Below are 22,093 nucleotides of genomic sequence, written 5' to 3' on the forward strand. Positions count from 1 at the left end.
GACCATGACCAATTCGCCCTTCGCCGTGCCCTTCGAACGGATCGCGATCACCGGAATCGGCTGCCGCCTGCCGGGACACGCCAACGACCACCGGACCTACTGGCGCAACCTGATCGAGGGCCGTGACTGCCTCACCGACACCCCCGCCGACCGGTACGACACGGCGACCCTGGGCAGCCGGGACCGCGCCAAGCCCGGCCGGCTGACCGGCGGCCGCGGCGGCTACATCGACGGCTTCGACACCTTCGACCCGGAGTTCTTCGGCATCAGCCCCCGCGAAGCCGCCCACATGGACCCGCAGCAGCGCAAGCTCCTGGAGGTCGTCTGGGAGGCCCTGGAGGACGGCGGACAGCGCCCCGGGGACCTCGCCGGTCGCGAAGTCGGCGTCTACATGGGCGCGTTCACCCTCGACTGGAAGATCCTCCAGTTCGCCGACCTCGACTTCTCCACCATCGCCTCGCACACCGCCACCGGCACCATGATGACGATGGTCTCCAACCGGATCTCGCACAGCTTCGACTTCCGCGGCCCGAGCCTGTCCATCGACACCGCCTGCAGCTCCTCCCTCGTCGCCGTCCACCTCGCCTGCCAGAGCCTGCTGCGCGGCGAGACCGAACTCGCCCTCGCGGGCGGCGCGTTGCTGCACATGACCCCGCAGTACACGATCGCCGAGACCAAGGGCGGGTTCCTCTCCGCGGACGGCCGCTCCCGCGCCTTCGACGCCTCCGCCAACGGCTACGTCCGCGCCGAGGGCGTCGGAGTGGTCGTCCTCAAGCGGCTCCGTGACGCCCTGCGCGACGGGGACCAGGTGCACGCCGTCATCCTCGGCACCGGCGTCAACCAGGACGGCCGCACCAACGGCATCACCGTCCCCAGCGCCGACGCCCAGGTCACCCTGATCGAGCGGGTCTGCGCCGAGGCCGGGATCGAGCCCGGCAGCCTCCAGTACGTCGAGGCGCACGGCACCTCCACCCCGGTCGGGGACCCGATCGAGGCCGCCGCGCTCGGCCGCGTCCTCGGCCGGGGCCGGCGCGCGGGGGAGCGCTGCTACGTCGGCTCCGTCAAGACCAACATCGGGCACACCGAGGCCGCCGCCGGGGTCGCCGGGCTGATCAAGACCGCGCTCGCCCTCAAGCACCGCCGCATCCCGCCGCACATCAACCTGGAGCGGCCCAACCCCGCCATCGACCTCGCCGCCCTCCCCTTCGAGATCCCCGCCGCCGCGCTGGAGTGGCCCGTGCACGAGGGCCCCGCCCGCGCGGGCGTCAACTCCTTCGGCTTCGGCGGCACCAACGCCCACGTCCTGCTGGAGGAGGCGCCCGAGGCCCGGCCCGTCGCCCCCGTGCGGGGCCCGGCGTGCACGGTGCTGCCGCTGAGCACCCGCGACGCCGCCGGCCTGCCCGAACTCGCGGGCGCCGTACGGCGGGAGCTCGCCGAGGGCGCGCCGCTCGCCGACCTCGGCCACACCCTCGCCCACCGGCGCCAGCACCTGCCCGAGCGGCTCGCCGTCGCCTACTCCTCGCGGCCCGAGCTGGAGGAGGCCCTCGCCGCCTGCGAACGCGGCGAGGACCACCCCGCCCTCGCCCGGGGCCGCGCCCGCGAGCGCGGGCAGCGGCGCCTCGCCTGGATCTTCACCGGCATGGGCCCCCAGTGGTGGGGCATGGGCCGGGGCCTGTACGAGACCGAGCCGGTGTACCGTGCCGCCGTCCAGGAGGTCGACCGGGAGGTCCGCGACCAGGCCGGCTGGAGCCTGCTGGAGGAGATGCTGCGCGACGAGGCCGACTCGCGGATGGCGCACACCTGGCTCGCCCAGCCCGCCAACTTCGCGCTGCAGGTCGGCCTTTCGGCCCTGTGGCGCAGTCGAGGGGTCCGCCCCGACGTCGTCGCCGGGCACAGCACCGGCGAGGCGGCCGCCTTCTACGAGGCCGGGGTGTACGACCTGCCGGACGCCGTCCGGGTGATCCTCACCCGCAGCCGCCTCCAGCAGCGGCTGGCCGGCACCGGCGCCATGATCGCGGCCGGACTCTCCGAGGCCGAGGCCGAGCGGCGGCTGCGCCCGTACCGGGAGCTGGCCTCGCTGGCCGCCGTCAACAGCCCCTCCTCCGTCACCCTGGCCGGGGACACCGGGGCGATCGGCGAGCTCGCCGGGCAACTGGCTGCCGAGGGCGTGTTCGTGCGCGCCCTGGAGGTCGAAGTCCCGTACCACAGCCTGCTGATGGACCCGATCCGGGACGAGCTGCTCGACGGCCTCGCCGGGATCAAGCCGCAGCGCGCCACGCTGCCGCTGCACCTCACCGGCCGCGAGGGCGTCGCCGTCGGGCCGGAGCTCGACGCGGCGTACTGGTGGGACAACGTCCGCGACACCGTCCGCTTCCGGGCCGTCGTCGAGCGCATGGCCGCCGAGGGCGTCGGCGTCTTCCTGGAGGTCGGCCCGCACCCCGTCCTCGGCCACGCCATCCGCGAGACCGCCGAGGGGGCCGTCGGCCTGCCCTCCCTGCGGCGCCAGGAGGACGAGCCCGCCCGCTTCACCCGTAGCCTCGCCGAACTGCACACCGTCGGCGTCGAGTTGGACTGGACGGTGCTGCACCCGGCCGGCCGCCCGGTGCCGCTGCCCGCCTACCCCTGGCGGCGCGAGCGCTACTGGACGGAGCCGCAGGCCGTCCGCCAGGTCCGCCTCGGCGAACTGGACCACCCGCTGCTGGGCCGGCGCACCGCCAACGCCCAGCCCACCTGGAGCAGCGCCCTCGACCCGGAGCGGCTGCCCTACCTCGCGGACCACCGCATCGAGGGCCAGGTCGTCTTCCCCGCCGCCGGATACCTGGAGATGGCCGCCCAGGCCGTCCGCGCCCTCACCGGCGGTACCGAGGTCGCCCTCGCCGACATCGAACTCCAGCGCGCGCTGGTCCTCTCCGAGGCCGAGCCCGTCACCGTCCAACTCGGCTACGCCCCCGAGGAGGCCCGCTTCACCGTCGCCTCCACCCCCGGCGGCGAGAGCGTCGTCCACGCCACCGGACGGGTGCGCACCGGCCAGCCCCGCGCCCACGGGCCCGCCCTGGACGCGCAGGCCGTTCGCGGCGCCCGGGCCCGCCTCGATGGGCCCGACTGCTACCGGCGCTTCGCCGACCTCGGCTACCACTACGGGTCCGCCTTCCAGGCGATCACCGAGGTCTGGGCCGGGCCCGGCGAGGCCCTCGCCCGCATCGAGCCCACCGCCGCGCTCGGCCCGCGGGCCGACGGCCACCACCTGCACCCCGCCCTGCTCGACGCCTGCTTCCAGACCCTCCTCACCACCCGGCTGCACGCCCCCGAGGGCGGCGGCGTGCGGCTGCCCGTCGCCATCGAGGAGCTGCGGCTCGACGCGATCGGCGCCCGCCCGCTCTGGGCCCACGCCACCGTCACCCGCGACGGCGGCGGGGACCTGGTCGGCGACATCGCCCTGTACGACGCCGAGGACGGCGCCCCGCTCGGCCGGATCACCGGCTTCCGCGCCGCCGACGTCACCACGGCCGCCGCCTCCGTCGGCCTGGCCACCATCGACGGGTGGCTCACCGAACTCGCCTGGACGGAGGCGGCGCAGGCCCCCGCCGAGGAGGAGCCCGGCGACCTGCTGGTCTTCGCCGACGAGGGCGGCGTCGCCGAGCGACTGGCCGAACTGACCCGCCGCGCCCACCTCGTGCGCCCCGGTACGGCCTACTCCTTCGGCGAGGGCGCCTCGACCGTCCGGCCCGACTCCGTCGAGGACCACGCCCGGCTCCTCGCCGACCTCGGCCCCGCCCACCGCACCGCCGTCCACCTCTGGAACCTCGACCAGCCCGCCCTGGACGCCACCACGCCCGGGCAGCTGGCCGGGCTCGCCACCCGGGGCGCCTACGCCCTGATCGCCCTCGCCCGGGCGCTGCCCGCCCGCCCCGACCTGCGGCTGCACATCGTCACCCGGGGCACCCAGGCCGCCGCCGAGGGCGACCGCGTCGAGCCGCTCGGCGCCCCCGCCTGGGGCGTCGGCCGGGTCCTCTGGCAGCAGGAACTCGTCGCCCAGCGCGGCACGTTGATCGACCTGGACCCCGCGCGGCCCGCCGCCGACCAGGCCGAGGCCCTGCTCGCCGAACTCGCCGCCCGCGACGAGCAGGAGATCGCCCTGCGCGCGGGCCGCCGCCTCACCGCCCGCCTGCGCCCCGCCGAAGGGCTCACCCGCCCGCTGCCGCCCGTCCTGCGGGCCGACGGCAGCTACCTCGTCACCGGCGCCTTCGGCGCGCTCGGCCGGCTGCTCTGCCGCACCCTGGTGCGGCGCGGCGCCCGACGGCTGATCCTCGTCGGCCGCACCGCCCTGCCCGAGCGCGACCAGTGGGCCGCCGCCGACCCGGCCACCCCCGCCGGGGAGCGGATCGCCTTCCTGCGCGAACTCCAGGCCCTCGGCGCCTCCCCGCTCATCGCCCCCGTCGACGTCACCGACGAACACGCCCTCGCCGCCTGGCTCGACGACTACCGCACCCGCCAACTCCCGCCCGTCCGGGGCGTGTTCCACCTCGCCGGACAGGTCCGCGACACCCTGCTCGCCCAGATGGACCGCCCCACCTTCGACGCCGGCTACGCCCCCAAGGTCGTCGGCGCCCACCTGCTGCACCGGCTGCTGCGCGAGGAACCGCTCGACCACTTCGTGCTGTTCGCCTCCGTTGCCTCCCTGCTCACCACCGCCGGGCAGACCAACTACGCGGCGGGCAACGCCTTCCTGGACGCCCTCGCCCACCACCGCCGCGCCGCCGGCCTGCCCGGGCTCAGCCTCGACTGGGGGCCCTGGGCCACCGGCATGATCGAGGAACTCGGCCTCGTCGCCCACTACCGCGACGCCCGCGGCATGAACTCCCTGCCGCCCGAGGCCGGAACCGCCGTCCTGGAGCGCGTCCTCGGCCAGGACCGCGCCCAGCTGCTCGTCGCCCCCGTCGTCGACTGGCCGACCTTCCTCGCCTGGTACCCGGCGCCGCCGCCGCTGGTCGCCGAACTCGCCGCCGCGGCCGCCGACCAGGCCCCCGCCGAGTCCGGAGGCTTCCTCGAGGCCTACCGCCCCGCCGGGCCCGCCGGGCGCCGCGCCCTCGTCCTCGACCGGCTCACCGCCGCCGCGGCCGCCGTCCTGCGCACCGGCGCCGACCGCATCGACGAGACCACCAGGCTCGGCGCCCACGGCCTGGACTCGCTGCTCGCCATGGAGCTCCGCGCCCGCGTCCACGCCGAACTCGGCGTCGCCCTCCCGGTGGTGGCGCTGCTCGGCAACGGCACCGTCGGCGACCTCGCCGAGCTGCTCACCGAGGGCCTCGCCGCCCTGCTCGCCGCCGAGGGCGGCCCCGCCCGCGCCGAGGTCGAACTCCACACCGACGAGACCCGCTTCCCGCTCACCCACAACCAGCAGGCGCTCTGGTTCCTGCGCCAGCTGCACCCGGACGGCTTCGCGTACAACATCGGCGGCGCCGTCGAGGTCCGCGCCGCGCTCGACCCCGAGCTGCTGTTCGCGGCCTTCCGCCACCTCGTCGAGCGGCACCCGCTGCTGCGCGCCGCCTTCACCACCGAGCAGGGCCGGCCCGTCCAGCACGTGCGCGCCGAACCCGCCGCCGACACCGGGCTGTTCGACGTCGAGGGCCGCCCCTGGGAGGAGATCCACGAGCTGCTCGTCCGCGAGTACCGCCGGCCGTACGACCTGGAGCACGACCCGCTGGTGCGGCTGCGGCTCTTCCGGCGCGGGCCCGACCGGTGGGTGCTGATGAAGGCCGTCCACCACATCGTCTCGGACGCGATCTCCACCTTCACCTTCATCGAGGAGCTGTTCGAGGTCTACGCGGCGCTGCGCGAGGGCCGCGCCCCGCAACTGCCGCCGGTGGCCGCCCGCTACCTGGACTTCCTCAACCACCAGAACCGCTTCCTCGCCGGGCCCGAGGCCGACCGGATGCTCGACTACTGGCGCGGCCACCTGCCCGTCGAGATGCCCGTGCTGGCGCTGCCCACCGACAAGCCCCGCCCGGCCGTGCAGACCCACAACGGCGCGTCCGAGTTCTTCCGGTTGGACGCCGAACTCACCGCCCGCGTCCACGCGTTGGCCCGCGATCACGGCGCGACCCCGTTCATGGTGCTGCTCAGCGCCTACTACCTGCTGCTGCACCGCTGGTCCGGGCAGGACGGCGTGGTCGTCGGCAGCCCCGTCACCGGGCGCACCCAGGAGGAGTTCGGCTCCGTCTACGGGTACTTCGTCAACCCGCTGCCGCTGCACGTCAGCCTCGCGGGGGAGCCGACCGTCGCCGACCTGCTGGCCCGGGTGCGCGAGAGCGTCCTCGGCGGGCTCGACCACCAGGAGTACCCGTTCCCGCTGCTGGTCGAGCAGCTGGGCCTCCAGCACGACCCGAGCCGCTCCGCCGTCTTCCAGGCGATGTTCATCCTGCTCACCCACAAGGTCGCCGTGGAGCGCTTCGGCTACCGCCTGGAGTACATCGAACTGCCCGAGGAGGAAGGCCAGTTCGACCTGACGCTCTCGGCCTACGAGGACCGCTCCGACGGCAGCTTCCACTGCGTGCTCAAGTACAACTCCGACCTCTTCGAGCCCGCCACCGTCCATCGCCTCGCCGCCCACTACCGCACCCTGCTCGACGCCATGACCCGCGCCGGGGCCCAGGAGCCGGTCGGACGGCTGCGGATGCTCGGCGACGACGAACGCCGCACCCTGCTGCGCGAGTTCAGCGGGTCCGGGCGCCGGATCGACCACGAGGCGCCGCTGCCCGAGCTGTTCGCCAAGGCCGCCGCCGAGCACCCCGAGGCGATCGCCGTCGTCGCCCCCGGCCGGGAGGGCACCGAGCGCCTCGACTACGGCGAGCTCGACGCCCGCTCCCACCGCCGGGCGCTGCGGCTGCGCGAACTCGGCGTCGGAGAGGGTGCGGTGGTCGCCGTCCACCTCGACAAGACCCCCGAGCTGATCACCACCCTGCTCGCCATCTGGCGCGCCGGGGCGGCCTACCTGCCGCTGGACCCGAACCACCCCGCCGACCGGATCGCCCACCAGATCGCCGACGCCCGGGCCGCCCTCGTCGTCGTCGACCAGCGCCGCCCCGTACCGGAGGGCCTGCCGGCCGAACCCGTCACCCTGGAGGAGCTGGACCGGCCCTCCGCCGACCAGGGCCCGCTGCCCTGCGCCGACCCGGACCGGACGGCGTACGTCATCCACACCTCCGGATCCACCGGCCGCCCCAAGGGCGTGCAGGTCACCCACCGCAACCTGGCCGCCGTCACGGCCGGCTGGCGCGCCGAGTACGGGCTGGACACCGAGGCCCGTACGCACCTCCAGATGGCCGGGACGGCCTTCGACGTCTTCACCGGCGACCTCGCCCGGGCCCTCGGCACCGGCGGCACGCTGGTCCTGGTGGACCGGGACCTGCTCTTCGACACGGCCCGGCTCCACCGGGTCATGCGCGAAGAGGCCGTGGACTGCGGCGAGTTCGTCCCCGCCGTGGCCCGCGCCCTGATCGCCCACTGCGAACGCGAGGGCCTGCGGCTGGACTTCGTCAAGCTGCTCATCGTCGGCTCCGACTCCTGGAAGGCCGCCGAGCACCGCCGCCTGCGCGCCCTGTGCGGCCCGGGGACGCGGCTGGTCAACTCCTACGGCCTCACCGAGGCCACCGTGGACAGCAGCTACTACGAGGGCGACGCCGGGGAGTTGGAGCCCGGCCGGATGGTCCCCATCGGGAGACCCTTCCCCAACAGCGAGCTGTACATCCTCGACCCCTACGACGAGCCCGTCCCCGTCGGCGTGCCCGGCGAACTGTGGATCGGCGGTGCGGGCGTGGCCGCCGGGTACCTCGGCGACCCCGAGCAGACGGCGCGCCGCTTCACCGCCCTCGACCTCGACGGCACGCCGAGGCGCCTCTACCGCACCGGCGACCTCGGCCACTGGAGCGCCGACGGCACGGCCCACCTGCTCGGCCGGATCGACAACCAGGTCAAGGTGCGCGGCCACCGCATCGAACTCGGCGAGATCGAGGCCCACCTGACCGCCCGCCCCGAACTCGCCCACGCCTGCGTGACGGTGCGCAAGGACGCCTCCGGCGAGGCCGTCCTGGCCGCCTATCTGGTGCCCGCCGAGGGCGCGGCCCTCGACCGGCGCGAACTGCGCCGCCACCTCGCCGAGAACCTGCCCACCGTGATGATCCCCTCCTACCTCACCGAACTGCCCGCCCTGCCGCTCACCCCCAACGGCAAGGTCGACCTCGCCGCCCTGCCCGAGCCCAAGGCCGACACCGGCGGCGAGGGCCACGAACCGCCCGTCACCCTGTACGAGCAGCGCGTCGCCGACCACTGGCAGCGGTTGCTCGGCCTCGACCGGGTCGGACTCCAGCACGACTTCTTCGAACTCGGCGGCAGCTCCATCCGGTTGATCGAGCTGATCCACCACCTCCAGGCCGAGTTCACCATCGAGATCCCCGTCGGCCAGCTGTTCAAGGTCACCACCCTGCACGGCATGGCCCGCACGATCGAGCAGATCATCACCGGCGAACTCGCCGGCGGGCAGCCGTACCTGTGGTTCAACGCCCAGGCGCCCGAGGCCCGTACGGTCTTCTGCTTCCCGCCCGCCGGAGGCCACGGGCTGGTCTACCGCCAACTCGCCGCCCACCTGCCCGAACACCGCGTCGCCGCCTTCAACTACCTGACCGGAGACGACAAGATCCGGCGGTACGCCGACCTCGTCGAGGAACTCCACCCCGGCGGGCCGTACACCCTGCTCGGCTACTCCCTCGGTGGCAACCTCGCCTTCGAGGTCGCCGAGGAACTGGAGGCGCGCGGTCGCGCCGTCGCCTCCGTGCTGCTCGTGGACGCCTACCGGATCAACGGCGCCTTCGACCTCGGCGAGGAGCACCTCGCCGTCTTCGAGGCCGAACTCCGCGAGCACCTGCACCGCCACACCGGCTCCCGGATCGTCGCCGACGAGACCCTCCGACAGGCCCGGGACTACCTGGAGTTCTGCAGCCGCACGCCCAACCTGGGCACGGTCGCGGCCCGGCTGGACGTGATCTGCGAACCCGACAGGCTCGCCGTGCACACCGGCGGCGAGGACGGCTCCTGGCAGGGCGCCTCCACCGGCGGCACCACCGTTCACCCCGGCCACGGCAGCCACGCCGAGATGCTCGACGGCGAAACCGCCGCCCGCAACGCCGAGTTGGCCGCCCGACTGCTCGCCGAAGGGGGCTCCGATGGCCGGGGCTGAGCGCGGACCGGACTGGTCCGCCCGCGAGCGGCCCGACGGCGGCCCGCCCCGGGTCATCGTGATCGGCGCGGGCCTCGCGGGCCTGGCCACCGGCTGCTACGCGCAGATGAGCGGCCTGGAGACCAGGATCTTCGAGAAGCACGTCCTGCCCGGCGGCTGCTGCACCGCCTGGTCCCGCGACGGCTACCTCTTCGACTACTGCGTCGACTGGCTCATCGGCACCGCCGAGGGCACCGGCGCCCACCGGATCTGGAGCGAACTCGGCGCCCTGGACGGCAAGTCCGTCACCCACTTCGACGTGTTCAACCGCGTCGTGGACGAGCACGGGCGCGCCGTCACCTTCCACTGCGACCCCGACCGCCTCGAAGCCCACCTGCTCGACCTCGCCCCCGGCGACGCCGACCCGATCCGCTCCTTCTGCCGGGACCTGCGCCGCTTCGTCGCCCACGAGGCCCCCTGGGAGCCCACCGCGCCGGGCCTGCGCACCGCCGCCGAGCGGCTGCGCACCCTGCGCGCCGTCCTGCCCGCCTTCCGGCTGTACTGGCGCACCGCGACCACCCCCATGAGCGGCTTCGCCGAGCGCTTCCAGGACCCGCTGCTGCGGCGGGCGTTCCCGACCATGTTCCTCCAGGAGCCGGCCGGGTTCCCGCTGCTGCCCTACCTCTACACCCTCGCCGCCGCCCACAACGGCAACGCGGGCTTCCCCCAAGGGGGTTCGCTCGGCCTGGCCCGCTCCGTCGAGGAGCGCTACACCTCCCTGGGCGGGACGATCGGCTACCGCTGCCGCGTCGAGGAGGTCCTGATCGAGGGTGGGCGCGCCGTCGGTGTGCGGCTCAAGGACGGCTCGCAGCACTTCGCCGACCACGTGGTCGCCGCCTGCGACGGCCCGACCGTCCTCGGCAAGCTGCTCGGCGGCCGGTGGACCAGCCCCACCCTGGACCGGCTCTACGGCGAACTCCTCGACAAGCCCGGCAACCTGTACCCGGCCGTGGTCTCCGCATTCGTCGGCCTCGACGGCCCCCTCCCGCCCGGCGAGCCGCACAGCACCACCTACCTGCTGCCCCCCGAGGCCGCCCGCCGGCTGCCCGGCACCCTGCAGAACAGCCTGGTGGTGCAGATGCGTTCGGCCTACGCGGAGGGCTTCGCCCCTCCCGGCAAGTCCGTCCTGCACTGCACCTACTTCAGCGACTACCGCTCCTGGAAGGACCTCAAGGTGCGCGACCGCCGTGCCTACCGCGCCCGCAAGCAGGAGGTCGCCGCGTTCGTCCGGGAGTTCCTGGAGCGGACGTACCCGGGGATCGGCCGCCGCGTCGAACTCGTCGACGTGGCCTCGCCGGTGACCACCGAGCGCTTCACCGGCAACACCTACGGCAGCATCCTCGCCTGGCAGGCCTTCTCCGAGGCCGAGGACGCCGCCAACCGGCTCGTCAACCGCGACCGGATGCGCGTGCCGGGCCTCGCCGGGTTCTCCATGGCCGGGCAGTGGACGGCGCTGGGCGGCCTCATCAGGGCCGCCACCAGCGGGCGTTACGCCGCCCAGTACCTCTGCCGGGAGCTCGGCCTGCCCTTCCGCGCCTGGCCCAGCGAGAGCGCCGAACCCTGGCACCCCGGCAAGTGGGGGAAGCTGCCCCGCCTGGACCGCGCGACCGTGGGGGCGGCCGAATGAGCCGGGCCTCGACCGACCGGCAGAGCACCGATCGGCAGAGCACCGACCGGCAGAGCATGGTCATCATCGGCGGCGGCCTCGGCGGGCTCTCCACCGGCTGCTACGCCCGGATGAACGGCTACCGCACCCACATCGTGGAGATGCACGAGATCCCCGGAGGCTGCTGCACCGGCTGGGAGCGCGGCGAGTTCACCTTCGACTGCTGCGTCAGCTGGCTGCTCGGCAGCGGCCCCGGCAACGAGATGCACCAGATCTGGCTGGAGCTGGGAGCCCTCCAGGGCAAGCGGATGCGCAACTTCGACGTGTTCAACGTGGTGCGCACCCGGGAGGGCGGCGCCGTCTACTTCTACTCCGACCCGGACCGCCTCGAGGCCCACCTGCTCGGCCTCGCCCCCGAGGACGCCCGGCAGATCCGCAGGTTCTGCGAAGGGCTGCGCAAGTTCCGCCTGGCGCTGGCCCGTTACCCCTTCCTCACCCCGGTCGGCCTGATGAGCCGCGGCGAACGTCTGCGGATGCTGGCCGGGTTCCTGCCGTACTTCAACGTCATCCGCACGTCCATCTCCGTGCTGATGAGCGACTACGCGCGGAAGTTCCGCAGCCCGCTGCTGCGCGAGGCCTTCAACTTCGTCCTGTACGAGAAGCACCCCAACTTCCCCGTGCTGCCGACCTACTTCCAACTCGCCTCGCACGCCGGGCAGTCGGCCGGCGTGCCCGAGGGCGGCTCGCTGGGCCTGGCCCGCTCCGTCGAGGAGCGCTACCGGCGCCTCGGCGGGGAGATCACCTACAACGCCAAGGTGAGCGAGATCCTCGTCGAGCGGGACACCGCCGTGGGCGTGCGGCTCACCGACGGGCGGGAGATCCGGGCGGACATCGTGGTCGCCGCCTGCGACGGCCGCACCACCGTGATGGACTTGCTCAAGGGCCGCTACCTCAACGACACCTACCGCCGGCTGTACACCAGGACCATCACCGAGCCGGGCATGGTCTTCCCCGGCTACCTCACCGTCTTCCTCGGCCTGCGCCGCCCCTTCCCGGCGGGCGACCCGTGCAGCACCTACCTGCTGGAGGAGGAGGTCGCGGCGAAGCTCACCGGTATCCGGCACCCGAGCATCAACGTCCAGTTCCGCAGCCGCCACTACCCCGAGCTCTCGCCCGAGGCCACCACGATCGTCTACGCCAGCTACTTCTGCGACATCGCCCCCTGGCGCGAGTTGAGCACCGGCCCCGAGCAGCAGCCCCGGCTGCGGCGCGGGGAGGAACTGCACACCCTGCCCGTCGGCCGGGGCCGGGACTACCAGCGGGAGAAGCGCCGGGTGCGGGACGCGATCGTCGACTTCCTGGACGGCCACCACCCGGGGCTGCGCGAGGCGGTGGCCGTCAAGGACGTCTCCACCCCGCTCACCCAGGTCCGCTACACCGGCAACTACGACGGCACGGTGCTGGGCTGGCAGCCGTTCGTGGAGAGCGGCGAGACGCTGGAGGAGGAGATCAAGCGCAACGGCCCGGGGCTGCCGGGCCTCGCGAACTGCTACCTCTCCGGCGTCTGGGCCACCACCGGCGGCCTGATCAGGGCCGCCGCCGCCGGTCGCCACGTCGTCCAGTTCATCTGCCGCGACGACCGCAGGCCCTTCACCGCCTCGGTCGACGACACCGCGCCGCCGCCCGTCCTGATCGTCGAACCGGTCGGCCCCGACCGGCAGTTTGGAGTCACCTCGTGAGGATCGAGAAGTGGGTCGTCCGCGAGCACGTCGAGGGCGTGCCCGACGTCGAACGGATGTACCGCAAGGTCGTCGAGGAGGTGGACGTGCGCCTCGCGCCCGAGGAGATGCTGCTGCGCACGCTCCACGTCTCCGTCGACCCGTACCTCCAGGGCATCGCGCTGGACACCCCGATCGGCGACCACATGGGCGCCGACTCGGTCATGGAGGTGCTCGCGGCCGGGCCCGCCGCGCGGTTCGCCGTCGGCGAGCTGGTCCAGGGTTTCGGCGGCTGGCGCAGCCATGTGATCAGCGACGGCTCCCCGAAGCTGTGGCAGACCGGCACCTTCCCGATGGTCTTCCCCGCCTACCGGCGCCTGGACCGCGCGCACTACGACGAGCACCTCCCGCTGACCACCGCGCTCGGCATCCTCGGCGGGCCCGGGATGACGGCCTGGGGCGCGGTGGAGAAGTTCCTCGACGTGCGCCCGGGCGCGACGGTGGTCGTCAGCGGCGCCTCCGGGGCCGTCGGCTCGCTCGTCGGGCAGCTGGCCAAGCGGCGCGGCGCCCGGGTGATCGGGACCACCGCGACGCCGGAGAAGGCGGGCTGGCTCTGGGAGCTGGGCTTCGACGGGGTGCTGCTCTACCGCGACGGGGACGCGCAGGACCGGCTGGAGAAGGAGCTCGCCGAACTCGCCCCGGAGGGCGTGGACCGCTACTTCGACAGCCTCGGCGGCGCGCTCACGGACGCCGTCTTCGGCCGGCTCGCCGTCGGCAGCAGGGTCGCGGTGTGCTGGCAGTGGGGCAGCCAGGTCGGCGACTCCTGGGCCGGGCCCAGGCTGCTGCCGATGATCATGTTCCCGCGCACCACGATCCGGGGGATCTTCTCGCTGGAGTGGTTCACCGAGGAGAACTGGGCGGCCCTGCGGCGCGACCTCGGGCCGCTGGTGCGCTCCGGCGAACTGGCCTACCGGCAGACCGTCCACCACGGCTTCGACGCGATCCCGGCCGCCTACCGCAGCCTCTTCCACGACCGCTCGGCCAGCCGGGGGAAGGTCGTCGTCTCCCTGTGAGCACCCGTACGGCGGGGCCCCTGTTCCGGTGTTCCGGGGCCCCGCCGTACGTGCGCGTCAGCTCAGGGTGAACCAGACGCTGCGGGACTTCTTCCACTCCGGGTGGGTGAGGTCCTTGGCCTCCGTCGCGTCGTCGTACAGGTCCGCCGAGCCGTTGTCGGTGATCAGCTGCGCCCGGGCGCCGGGCACGTCCAGGTTCGGCACGTTCGGGACGGCCTCCCAGGCGCCCGCGTCGCCGGTCGGCAGGTCGAGCAGCTTGACGGGCGCGGAGCCCGGCTGCCCGTTCCAGCGGTAGAGCGCGTACGGGGCGGAGTTGTCCTCGGCGGCCCAGGAGCCGGCGACGATCAGGTACTGGCCCTGGTCGTTGCGGCGCAGGTCGCGGATGGACAGGCCGCCGAGGTTCAGCTCGATCGGCTCGCCGATGACGGCCTGCGAGGCCGAACCGTTCAGCAGGGACGAGAAGTTGGTGACCGGCACCAGCAGCGCGCGGCCGCCGGTGACGGCCGGGGTGAGCGGGGCGCGGAAGCCGATGTAGGCGGTGGTGGAGCTGCCGGGGGCGAACTCCAGGCCCTCCACGTTGAAGCCGTCGACCTGCTTGGGCGCCTGGCCCTCGGCGGCGCCGGCCGCGAAGCCGTAGCGGTCGCCGTGCGCGGAGTCCCAGGCGATCAGGTCGTCGCGCAGGTCGTGGTACTGGCCGACCAGGGTCAGCTGGGTGTCGGCGCCCGAGCCGGTGACCTTGGTGGCGAAGACGGTCTGACGGTCGGGGCGGACCTTGCCGTCCTTGTTGTTGCCCAGCGAGCCCGTCCAGTAGATCGTGTCACCGACCCGGGCGGCGGCCTCGATGTCGATCTCCTTGGTGACGCCCAGCGCCGTGCTGAAGTCCCAGGTGCGCACCGGGGCACCGGAGTTGTTGCGGTCGTACAGGCGCAGGGTGTTGGACTCGTCGTCGCCGACCACGATGTAGCCGCCGCCCGCGTCCACCGCCGCCGAGGCGTCGCTGGAGCCCGTCAGGTAGCGGGTGGCGGAGGAGTTCTGGACGGCGGCGGAGGCCGCGTAGTGCAGCGTGCGGGTCGCCGTCTTGCCGCCCAGGCCCGTCACCTTGACCGTCAGGTCGGTGTACCCGACGCCCTGCGCGGCCACCGCCAGGGTGCGGCTCGCGCCGGTGCCGCTGACGCTCACGTCCCCCGTACGGGCCACCGAGGCGCGGGTGGTCGAGGAGGCCGCGACCGTCAACGAGGAGGCGTTGGCGCCGCTCTGGGCCACCGTGACGGTGACGGTCGGGTCGCCGGCCGCCCCCACCGCGCCGGACAGGTACCCGGCCGAGAGGGTGATCGTCGGGGTGCCGTAGGTGACGGCCCCGGCGGGGACGGCGGGCAGTGCGACCACGGGCAGGGCGGCGACGGCGAGCGCGAGCAGCGGCAGCCGGCGGCGGTGGGTACGGAGCACGGTGACAACCCTTCGACGTGTGGGCGAACGAACGGGTACGGAGCGGCCAGACTGGCGGCGCCGGGCGAACGCCGCCCCTACGCGGACGGACCGACGGGAGAACTGTGCTTTGCGGGCAGGTCTCAGAGCTCGAACCCGGCCTCCAGCAACCGGCGTTCGACCCCGGCCCACTCGGGGGCGACCGGTGCCGTGCTGTGGCTGCCGGTCGCGCGGTCCTTGAAGCCGCTGGAGGTCGAGACGCAGACCAGCGGGCCGTCGTCCGGGAGTTCGTGCGCGGGGAGGCTGCGCAGCCCGGCCAGGCCGGCCGCCGCCGAGAGCTCCGCCCACAGGCCGTTGCCCGCCAACTCCTGGCGGGCCGCCTCCAGTTGGGTGTCGTCGAGGGTCAGTGGGCGTCCGCCGCTGCCGCGCACCGCCAGCACGCCCCGGTAGCCGCTCACCGGGGAGGCGATCGAGTACGCCCGCGTCGGACCGACCTCCACCCGCGCGGCCGGCAGACCCCGGGCGACGGCGGTGGCCAGCGGGGCGCCGGCCGCCGACTCGCAGGAGTAGATCCTCGGCACCCGGTCCGTCAGGCCCAGGCGGCGCAGCTCGTCGAAGCCCTTGCGGACGCCGAACAGCAGCTCGCCGTACCCCGTCGGCACGAACACCGCCGCCGGGACGCCCACGTCCTGGAAGACCTCGTAGGCGATGGTCTTGTAGCCCTCGGGCCCGTACGGGTGGCCGGTGTGGGTGCCGGTCAGGTTGCTGACCGGGTGCAGGCCGAAGCGCTCCACCGCCTGCCGCAGCAGCGGCCAGCGGGCCTCCCAGGGCACCGGGAGGACCACGGCGCCGTACGCGTTGAGGAAGGAGTCGAGGGCGGGCGTCAGGTCGGGCCCGGTGAACACCACGCAGCGCAGGCCGGCGCGGGCGGCGTAGGCGGCGGCGGAGGCGCCGTGGTTGCCGGAGGAGGCGACGGCGATGCCGTGGGCGCCCACCGCCACGGCGGCGCTGACGGTGCAGCGGTTGAGCCGGTCCTTGTGGCTCCAGGTGGGGTTGCGGGACTCGTCCTTGACGAAGACGTTCGGAGCGATCTCGACCAGCGGGGTGCCGCCCTCGCCCAGGCCCGGCGCGTGCAGCGGGGGCAGCAGCGGGGCCCAGCGCTCCAGGCCGGTGCGCGCGGCGGGGGCGAAGAGGGCGGCGGCGTCGAGGCGGGCGTAGGCGTAGTCGAGTTCGAGGGGGTAGGAGACCTCCTCGGTTCCGGTGCGCGGGCAGCCGGAGGTCAGCGGGGGCAGCAGCGGGTAGCCGAGGGAAGGATCGCCCAGGGAGCGCTGCCCGGTCGCGAGGGAGGCCGGGAGGACTGCGGATTCGGTCGCCATGGTTCGGAGCCTAACCGGGGGCGCGCCGTCCGGTCAGGCCCTTTCGCGACCGCGTGCGCTCTACTGGCGGACGGCCGAGATGTCGAACTCCAGGACCACTTTGTCGCCGACCAGCACACCGCCGCCCTCCAGCGCGGCGTTCCACGTCACGCCGTACTCCTTGCGGCTGATCGTCACCGAACCCTCCAGGCCCACGCGGAGGTTGCCGTACGGGTCGACGGCGTTGCCGGTGTACTCGAAGTCGATGGTGACCGGGCGGGTGGTGTCCTTGATGGTCAGGTCACCGGTGACGCGGTACTCGGTGGCGCTCTTCGGCTCGACGGAGGAGGAGACGAAGGTGATGTCCGGGTAGGTGGGGGCGTCGAGGAAGTCGTTGGTGCGCAGGTGCCCGTCGCGCTGCTCCACGCCGGTGTCGATGCTCTCCGCCTTGATCGTCACCCGGCCGGAGGACCGGCCCGGGGCCTCGCCGTCCAGGTGCGCGGTGCCCTCGAACTGGTGGAACGCCCCGCGGACCTTCGTCACCATCGCGTGGCGGGCGACGAACCCGATCCGGGTGTGGGTGGGGTCGAGGACGTAGTCCCCGGTCAGCTTGGAGAGGTCTTCGGTCATGATCGGCATGCCTCCTGGTGCGGATGTGCGGATGCTCAACGGCGGCCCCCGGGCCACGCTAGGCGAGGTGCCCGGCCGCCGCCGCTCTGGATGCGGCTGACCGGGGTAGGACGGACCGGGGGGACAGGTGAGAGGAGCGGGACGGGATGGACAGCGGCATACGGGCGATGGCGGAGGCCGTCGGCGAGGCACGGCGGCAGCTGCGGGAGAACGCCCTTCCCAAGGCGCGGGACACCGCGCGGGAGAAGGTCCCCGAGACGGAGGAGGCGCTTCTGCTGGGCGCCCTCGCCGAACTGCTGGAGGCGACGGCGGACCTGGCCGCCGCCGTCTGCGAGCGGACGAGCACGACGGACAGCGCCACCGTGTACGTCAAGGCCGGGCGCCGCCTGCGCGAGCAGGCAGGGCACCTGCGCGAGGATGAGCGGTCGGTGGCCCGGCGGACGGGCTGAGCCGGGGGACGGGCTGAGCCGGCGGCCGGGCTGAGCCGGGGCGTACATCCCCGGGACTACGGCCGGGGGCGAGTGCATCCCGTGGGCTGATGATGCGAGGGGCGGTGCGTGGGAGCGTCGTTCCGGCCGGGACGACCGTCCCGCACAGACCCGGGGGAGACACCGTGATCACCACCGAACGCCATGTCCTGACCCGCCGTCGGATGCTGGGGGCCGCGCTCGCGGCCGGCGCCGCGGGGGCGGCGCTGCCGCTGGGGCTCGCCGGGAGCGCCCGGGCCGCCGCGGGTTCCTCGGCGGGTTCCTCCGCGGGGACCGGCGCGCCCGTGCGGCTCACGCTGCCCGCGCCGACCGGGCGCCACCAGGTCGGCATCGTGACCCTGCGGCTGGAGGACACCAGCCGGCCCGACCCGGCCGGTGGGCCGGGGAGCCACCGCTCGCTGATGGCCTCCGTCTGGTACCCGGCGCGGGACACCGGGGCGTACCCGGCGGCGCCCTGGATGAGCGCGGGCGCGCTGGCCAAGCTGCTCGACGCCGTCGGCGTCCCGGCCGGGGTCGCGCTGGTGCCGCTCACCGCCGGGCACGAGGGGGCGCCCGCGCAGCGGGGCGGGCGGCGGCCCGTGGTGCTGTACTGCCACGGCGCGCACAGCCACCGGGCCGACCACACCGTGATCGTGCAGCAACTCGCCAGCCACGGCTACGTGGTGGTGACCGTCGACCACACCGGCGACGCCCTCACCGAGTTCCCCGACGGCACCGTCCTCACGCCCAATCGGGGGATGAGCCCCGCCGACTTCGCGTACGACATGGGCTTCGTCCTCGACCGGATCGAGGACCTCGCCGCCGGGCGCAACCCCGACGCGGACGGCAAGCCGCTGCCGGAGGGTCTCGGCGCGATCGTCGACCCGTGTCGGGTGGGCGCGTTCGGCTGGTCCAAGGGCGGCTCGGCGACCGCGCTGCTCACGGGGAACGACGCGCGGGTGCGCGCCGGGCTGAGTATCGACGGCCCGATGATCTTCCAGACCACCCCGGACGTCGACCGCCCGTTCCTGATGCTGACCGCCGTCTACACCCCCGCCGCCCCGGAGGTCGCCGCCTTCTGGCCGCATCTGCACGGCTGGCGGCGCGACCTGCACACGGCGGGCGCCGTCCACACCTCGTACAGCGACTCGCAGTGCCTGCTGCCGCAGGTCGCCCCGCTCGCCGGCTGGAGCGAGGCCGAGCTGCGCGGGCGCATCGGCACCCTCGACCCGGCCCGCGCCGTGGCGATCCAGCAGGCGTACCCGCTGGCCTTCTTCGACCGGCACCTGCGCCACCGGGGCGGGCACCTGCTGGACGCGCCCTCGCGGGAGTTCCCCGAGGTGACGTTCGAGGGCTGAGCGCCCGTGCGCAGGCCCTAGCATGGCGGACCATGAACGAACGGGGCGGGGAGGACGACGGGCGGATCACCGCCCGGGAGTTGGTGCGGGTCCTGCGGGCGCGGAAGCGGCTGCTGGTCGTGCCCGCCGTCGGCGGGGTGGTGCTGACCGGGGCGGCGGGTGCGCTGCTCGCGCTGGAGGTGCGGACGGGCTTCGGCACCGTCACCACCCTGCTCGGGGTCGCGGTGCTGGTGCTGATCAGCACCCTCGCCAACGCCGTCCTGACCCTCGCCGCCGAGGACGCGCTGCGCGGGCGCCCCGTCCGCCTGCGGCGGGCCGTCGGGCGGGCGGCGCGCAGGCTGCCGGGGCTGGCGGCCTGGTCGGTGACCTCGACGGCGATGGTGCTGGTCAGCGCGGTGCTGCTGTTCGCGCTCTCCTGGGGCACCTCCGGGTACCTGACGGTGCCCGCGATGGTGGTCGACGGCCTGGGCCTGCGCGAGGCCGTGCGCACCTCCAAGGCGCTGCACCGCCAGGACCGTTGGGCGAGCGCCCGGGGTGCGACCTGGATCGCTGTGCCGCTGGCGGTGACCATGGTGCCCGCCGTGATCGTCTTCCTGCTCGGCCTGACCGCGCACGACCGGACGACGGCCCTGTCGGAGATGATCGCCGCCGGGCTCTGCCTGGCCCTGGCCGTCACGGCGACCGTCGCCCTCTCCGGCCTGCTGCGCACCCGGCTCTACCTGCACCTGACGCGGCCGGGGGCGGCCGTCCAGGTGTCGGTGGTGGGCCCGGCGCTCACGGTGTCGGCGGTGGAGGAGGGGTAGGAGGGCGGGGTGCCGGAATCCGGTTGACGGGAGGGCGTCCTGTCGCGGACCCGGATCGCCGAGGAGGTGGTCGACCTGCTGCGCGGAACCCCCGACGGGCCGGCCGGGGAGCCGGCCCGTCGGGAGCGCTACCGCCACGTGCACGTCGTCATGACGCGGGTCGACTTCTTCGGCCGGCCGCGGACCTCGGCCGCCGGGGTCTTCCTCACCGAGGCCGATGCCGAGGACGCGCGCGCCGCGATCGCCGCGGTGGCCGAGGAGTGCTGGATCGAGGTCGTCCCGATCGCGGTGTGACCCGGCCCGGCCGGTCAGGGAGTGAGCACCAGCCGGATCGGGTTGCCCTCCTTGCGCTCCAGCGCCTCGACGGCCCGGGCGGCCTCGGCGAGGGGGAAGGTGCCGCTGACCGAGCGGGAGAAGTCGAGGCGCCCGCCGCGCACCAGGCCGACGAGGTCGACGACGTCCTTGCCCTCGGAGCCGTAGTGGCCCCGGATCTGCTGGCGCAGGTAGCTGACCAGGGTGCCGTTGGTGACGGTCAGCGGCTTGTCGGTGAGGCCGACGAGCACCAGGCGGCCCTGCTCGCCGAGGGAGGCCATGGCCTGCTCGCGTACGGGGGCCACGCCCGCGAAGTCGAAGGCGACGTCGAGGGCCCGGCCGCCGGTGGCGGCGCGCAGGCGGGCGGCGAACTCGGGGTCGGCCGGGTCGAGGGCGGCGTCCGCGCCGAAGGCCAGGGCGCGCTCGCGGGCGGCCGGGAGCGGGTCGACGGCGACGATCGGGAAGGCGCCGACGGCCCGCAGGACCTGGACGCCGTGCGCGCCGAGGCCGCCGACGCCCCAGACGCCGACGGCCTCGGCGGGGCGCACGGCGCCGGTGGCGGTGATGGCGGCCCAGGGGGTGGAGACGGCGTCGGGGATGAAGCAGGCCTGCTCGAAGGGGAGTTCGTCGGGGATGGGCACCAGGGTGGTGGCGGTGGCGAGGGCGTACTCGGCCCAGCCGCCGTCGTAGTCCACGCCGCGGGTGTACGTGACGCCGTCGCGGCTCTCGCCGGCCTGGAGGAGGACGCGGTCGCCGACGGCGGCGGTGGCGACGCCCTCGCCGAGGGTGTGGACGGTGCCCGCGACCTCGTGGCCGAGGGTGACCTTGTCGCCCTTGAGGTACATCGGCTTGAGCATGCCCTCGATCAGGTGGACGTCGGAGAGGCAGACGCCGGCGGCCTCGACCTTGATCAGCACCTCGCCGGGGCCGGGTACGGGGACGGGCACCTCCTCGACGGCGAAGCTGCGGTTCGCGACGTCGAGCCGGCCGGCGAGCATCGTGGCGGTCATGGGGGAGTCCCTTCTGCCGGGGTGGAGGCGGCGGGCCGGGGGGTACCCGCCGCCGCCTCCCACTTACTTGTTATCCAACAAGCAAGTTCCACACTAGCATGGTGCTATGCCCACGCACGATGAGCCCGCCGACCCCCGGTCCTCGGACGCCCAGCCCCGCCGCACCCAGGCCGAACGGCGCACCCAGGCCGAACGGCGCGCCAGTGCGGAGTCCGCGCTGATCGCCGCCGCCGCCCGGCTGGTCGCCGAGCACGGCAGCACCGGGGTCACGCTCGCCCGGGTGGGCGAGGAGGCCGGGTTCAGCCGGGGCCTGGCCAGCCACTACTTCGGCTCCAAGGCGGCGCTGCTCGCCCGCCTCCAGGAGGAGGCCCTCGCCGAGGCCCGTACGGCGGCGGCGCCCGCGCGCACCGGCGCCGGGGCGGTGGAGGAGCTGTGCGGCTTCGCCCGGGGCGTGCTGGAGGGCGTGCGCCGACCGACCGATTTCGGCCGGGCCTTCGTCGTGCTCGGCGCCGAGGCGCTGGCCGGCGCCTCCGAGCTGACCGCCGCCGTCGCCGACCTGGACGCCCGGACCAGGGCCTGGGCGGCCGAGGTCGTCCGCCAGGGCGCGGCGGACGGCGAGCTGCGCCCCGGCCCGGAGCCGGCGGCCTTCGCGCTCGCCTTCGTCGGCCTGCTCAAGGGGCTGGTGGTGCAGGCCGCGGCCGCCCCGGAGAGGTTCGACGTGACGGTGGCGGCGCGCGAGGCCGAGCGCTGGATCAGGTTGGCGCTCACCGCCGCCTGAGCCGCCCCGGAGGCTTTCGTTCCGTACCCCTGCGCCAGAACGTCTGACGATTCGTCAAAGTTCCCCGTTCCGCTCACACATCGTACGCGGTCCCTTTAAGCTGCCGTTAATCAACGGCGGCTTTCCGCCACTTGAGGCACGTACCCGTACGTACTCAGGGAACTCCCTTGCGAGCTCCGGGCGGTGGGCCCACCTCGACGATGAGAGCAGGGATGACGACGACGAGTGAACAGACGAGCGGCGCCGCACGCGGCCCGGGTCGGCGCACGCCGGCCTCCGGGCGCGGA

The 22,093-nt window shown here is 74.3% G+C and carries 13 protein-coding genes; 9 read left to right on the plus strand and 4 right to left on the minus strand.

Annotated elements, in window-relative coordinates:
• Nucleotides 1-4 precede the first annotated feature (4 nt).
• The 4 genes from ACIRRS_RS08310 to ACIRRS_RS08325 are packed head-to-tail and all read left to right on the plus strand — an operon-like array spanning nucleotide 5 to nucleotide 13,668.
• A complete protein-coding gene (locus ACIRRS_RS08310; RefSeq protein WP_402966689.1) occupies nucleotides 5-9,232 on the plus strand; it encodes an amino acid adenylation domain-containing protein in 9,228 nt (3,075 codons plus the stop codon).
• Nucleotides 9,219-10,898 (plus strand): phytoene desaturase family protein, encoded by a 1,680-nt coding sequence (locus ACIRRS_RS08315; RefSeq protein ID WP_402966691.1) that lies wholly within the window; start codon nucleotides 9,219-9,221, stop codon nucleotides 10,896-10,898. The genes ACIRRS_RS08310 and ACIRRS_RS08315 overlap by 14 nt, the downstream gene beginning before the upstream one ends.
• A 56-nt stretch (nucleotides 10,899-10,954) precedes the next feature.
• A complete protein-coding gene (locus ACIRRS_RS08320; protein WP_402967051.1) occupies nucleotides 10,955-12,616 on the plus strand; it encodes a phytoene desaturase family protein in 1,662 nt (553 codons plus the stop codon).
• Nucleotides 12,613-13,668, plus strand: a complete 1,056-nt coding sequence (locus ACIRRS_RS08325; RefSeq protein WP_402966693.1) for a zinc-binding dehydrogenase — start codon at nucleotides 12,613-12,615, stop codon at nucleotides 13,666-13,668. Before ACIRRS_RS08320 ends, ACIRRS_RS08325 begins: the two co-directional genes overlap by 4 nt.
• A gap of 57 nt (nucleotides 13,669-13,725) precedes the next feature.
• On the opposite strand, the gene ACIRRS_RS08330 is transcribed toward ACIRRS_RS08325, so the two are convergent.
• From ACIRRS_RS08330 to ACIRRS_RS08340, 3 genes are all read right to left on the minus strand, one after another.
• Entirely contained in the window at nucleotides 13,726-15,114 is a 1,389-nt protein-coding gene (locus tag ACIRRS_RS08330) for a DUF3616 domain-containing protein (RefSeq protein WP_402966694.1), read from the minus strand.
• A gap of 122 nt (nucleotides 15,115-15,236) precedes the next feature.
• Nucleotides 15,237-16,469 (minus strand): pyridoxal-phosphate dependent enzyme, encoded by a 1,233-nt coding sequence (locus tag ACIRRS_RS08335; RefSeq protein WP_402966696.1) that lies wholly within the window; start codon nucleotides 16,467-16,469, stop codon nucleotides 15,237-15,239.
• 60 nt (nucleotides 16,470-16,529) lie between these two features.
• Nucleotides 16,530-17,078 carry a YceI family protein gene (locus tag ACIRRS_RS08340; protein WP_402966697.1) on the minus strand — a complete coding sequence of 183 codons (549 nt, stop codon included), beginning with the start codon at nucleotides 17,076-17,078 and terminating at the stop codon, nucleotides 16,530-16,532.
• A 146-nt stretch (nucleotides 17,079-17,224) separates the two neighbouring features.
• Here ACIRRS_RS08340 and ACIRRS_RS08345 point away from each other — a divergent pair, with 146 nt between their 5' ends.
• From ACIRRS_RS08345 to ACIRRS_RS08360, 4 genes are all read left to right on the plus strand, one after another.
• Nucleotides 17,225-17,527, plus strand: a complete 303-nt coding sequence (locus ACIRRS_RS08345) for a hypothetical protein (protein ID WP_402966698.1) — start codon at nucleotides 17,225-17,227, stop codon at nucleotides 17,525-17,527.
• Nucleotides 17,528-17,691: 164 nt separating this feature from the next.
• Complete coding sequence (locus tag ACIRRS_RS08350; RefSeq protein ID WP_402966700.1) at nucleotides 17,692-18,903, plus strand: alpha/beta hydrolase family protein; 1,212 nt, start codon at nucleotides 17,692-17,694, stop codon at nucleotides 18,901-18,903.
• A 32-nt stretch (nucleotides 18,904-18,935) separates the two neighbouring features.
• The gene (locus tag ACIRRS_RS08355; protein WP_402966702.1) at nucleotides 18,936-19,706 is read left to right on the plus strand and encodes a hypothetical protein; all 771 of its coding nucleotides are present in this window, start codon (nucleotides 18,936-18,938) and stop codon (nucleotides 19,704-19,706) included.
• A 66-nt stretch (nucleotides 19,707-19,772) separates the two neighbouring features.
• Nucleotides 19,773-20,000: a hypothetical protein gene (locus tag ACIRRS_RS08360; RefSeq protein ID WP_402966704.1), complete on the plus strand. Its 228-nt coding sequence runs from the start codon at nucleotides 19,773-19,775 to the stop codon at nucleotides 19,998-20,000.
• Between the two features lie 14 nt (nucleotides 20,001-20,014).
• On the opposite strand, the gene ACIRRS_RS08365 is transcribed toward ACIRRS_RS08360, so the two are convergent.
• Nucleotides 20,015-21,028, minus strand: coding sequence for a zinc-binding dehydrogenase (locus ACIRRS_RS08365; protein ID WP_402966706.1), 1,014 nt, complete (start codon nucleotides 21,026-21,028; stop codon nucleotides 20,015-20,017).
• A 106-nt stretch (nucleotides 21,029-21,134) separates the two neighbouring features.
• Here ACIRRS_RS08365 and ACIRRS_RS08370 point away from each other — a divergent pair, with 106 nt between their 5' ends.
• Nucleotides 21,135-21,806 carry a TetR/AcrR family transcriptional regulator gene (locus tag ACIRRS_RS08370; RefSeq protein WP_402966708.1) on the plus strand — a complete coding sequence of 224 codons (672 nt, stop codon included), beginning with the start codon at nucleotides 21,135-21,137 and terminating at the stop codon, nucleotides 21,804-21,806.
• Nucleotides 21,807-22,093: the final 287 nt, after the last annotated feature.

This window comes from Kitasatospora sp. NPDC101183 (assembly GCF_044767945.1).
Lineage (GTDB): Bacteria > Actinomycetota > Actinomycetes > Streptomycetales > Streptomycetaceae > Kitasatospora.

Coding starts and splice junctions, on each gene's coding strand:
- ACIRRS_RS08310 (WP_402966689.1), top strand. CDS start 5: ATGACCAATTCGCCCTTCGCCGTGCCCTTCGAACGGATCGCGATCACC.
- ACIRRS_RS08315 (WP_402966691.1), top strand. CDS start 9,219: ATGGCCGGGGCTGAGCGCGGACCGGACTGGTCCGCCCGCGAGCGGCCC.
- ACIRRS_RS08320 (WP_402967051.1), top strand. CDS start 10,955: ATGGTCATCATCGGCGGCGGCCTCGGCGGGCTCTCCACCGGCTGCTAC.
- ACIRRS_RS08335 (WP_402966696.1), bottom strand. CDS start 16,469: ATGGCGACCGAATCCGCAGTCCTCCCGGCCTCCCTCGCGACCGGGCAG.
- ACIRRS_RS08340 (WP_402966697.1), bottom strand. CDS start 17,078: ATGACCGAAGACCTCTCCAAGCTGACCGGGGACTACGTCCTCGACCCC.
- ACIRRS_RS08345 (WP_402966698.1), top strand. CDS start 17,225: ATGGACAGCGGCATACGGGCGATGGCGGAGGCCGTCGGCGAGGCACGG.
- ACIRRS_RS08355 (WP_402966702.1), top strand. CDS start 18,936: ATGAACGAACGGGGCGGGGAGGACGACGGGCGGATCACCGCCCGGGAG.
- ACIRRS_RS08365 (WP_402966706.1), bottom strand. CDS start 21,028: ATGACCGCCACGATGCTCGCCGGCCGGCTCGACGTCGCGAACCGCAGC.
- ACIRRS_RS08370 (WP_402966708.1), top strand. CDS start 21,135: ATGCCCACGCACGATGAGCCCGCCGACCCCCGGTCCTCGGACGCCCAG.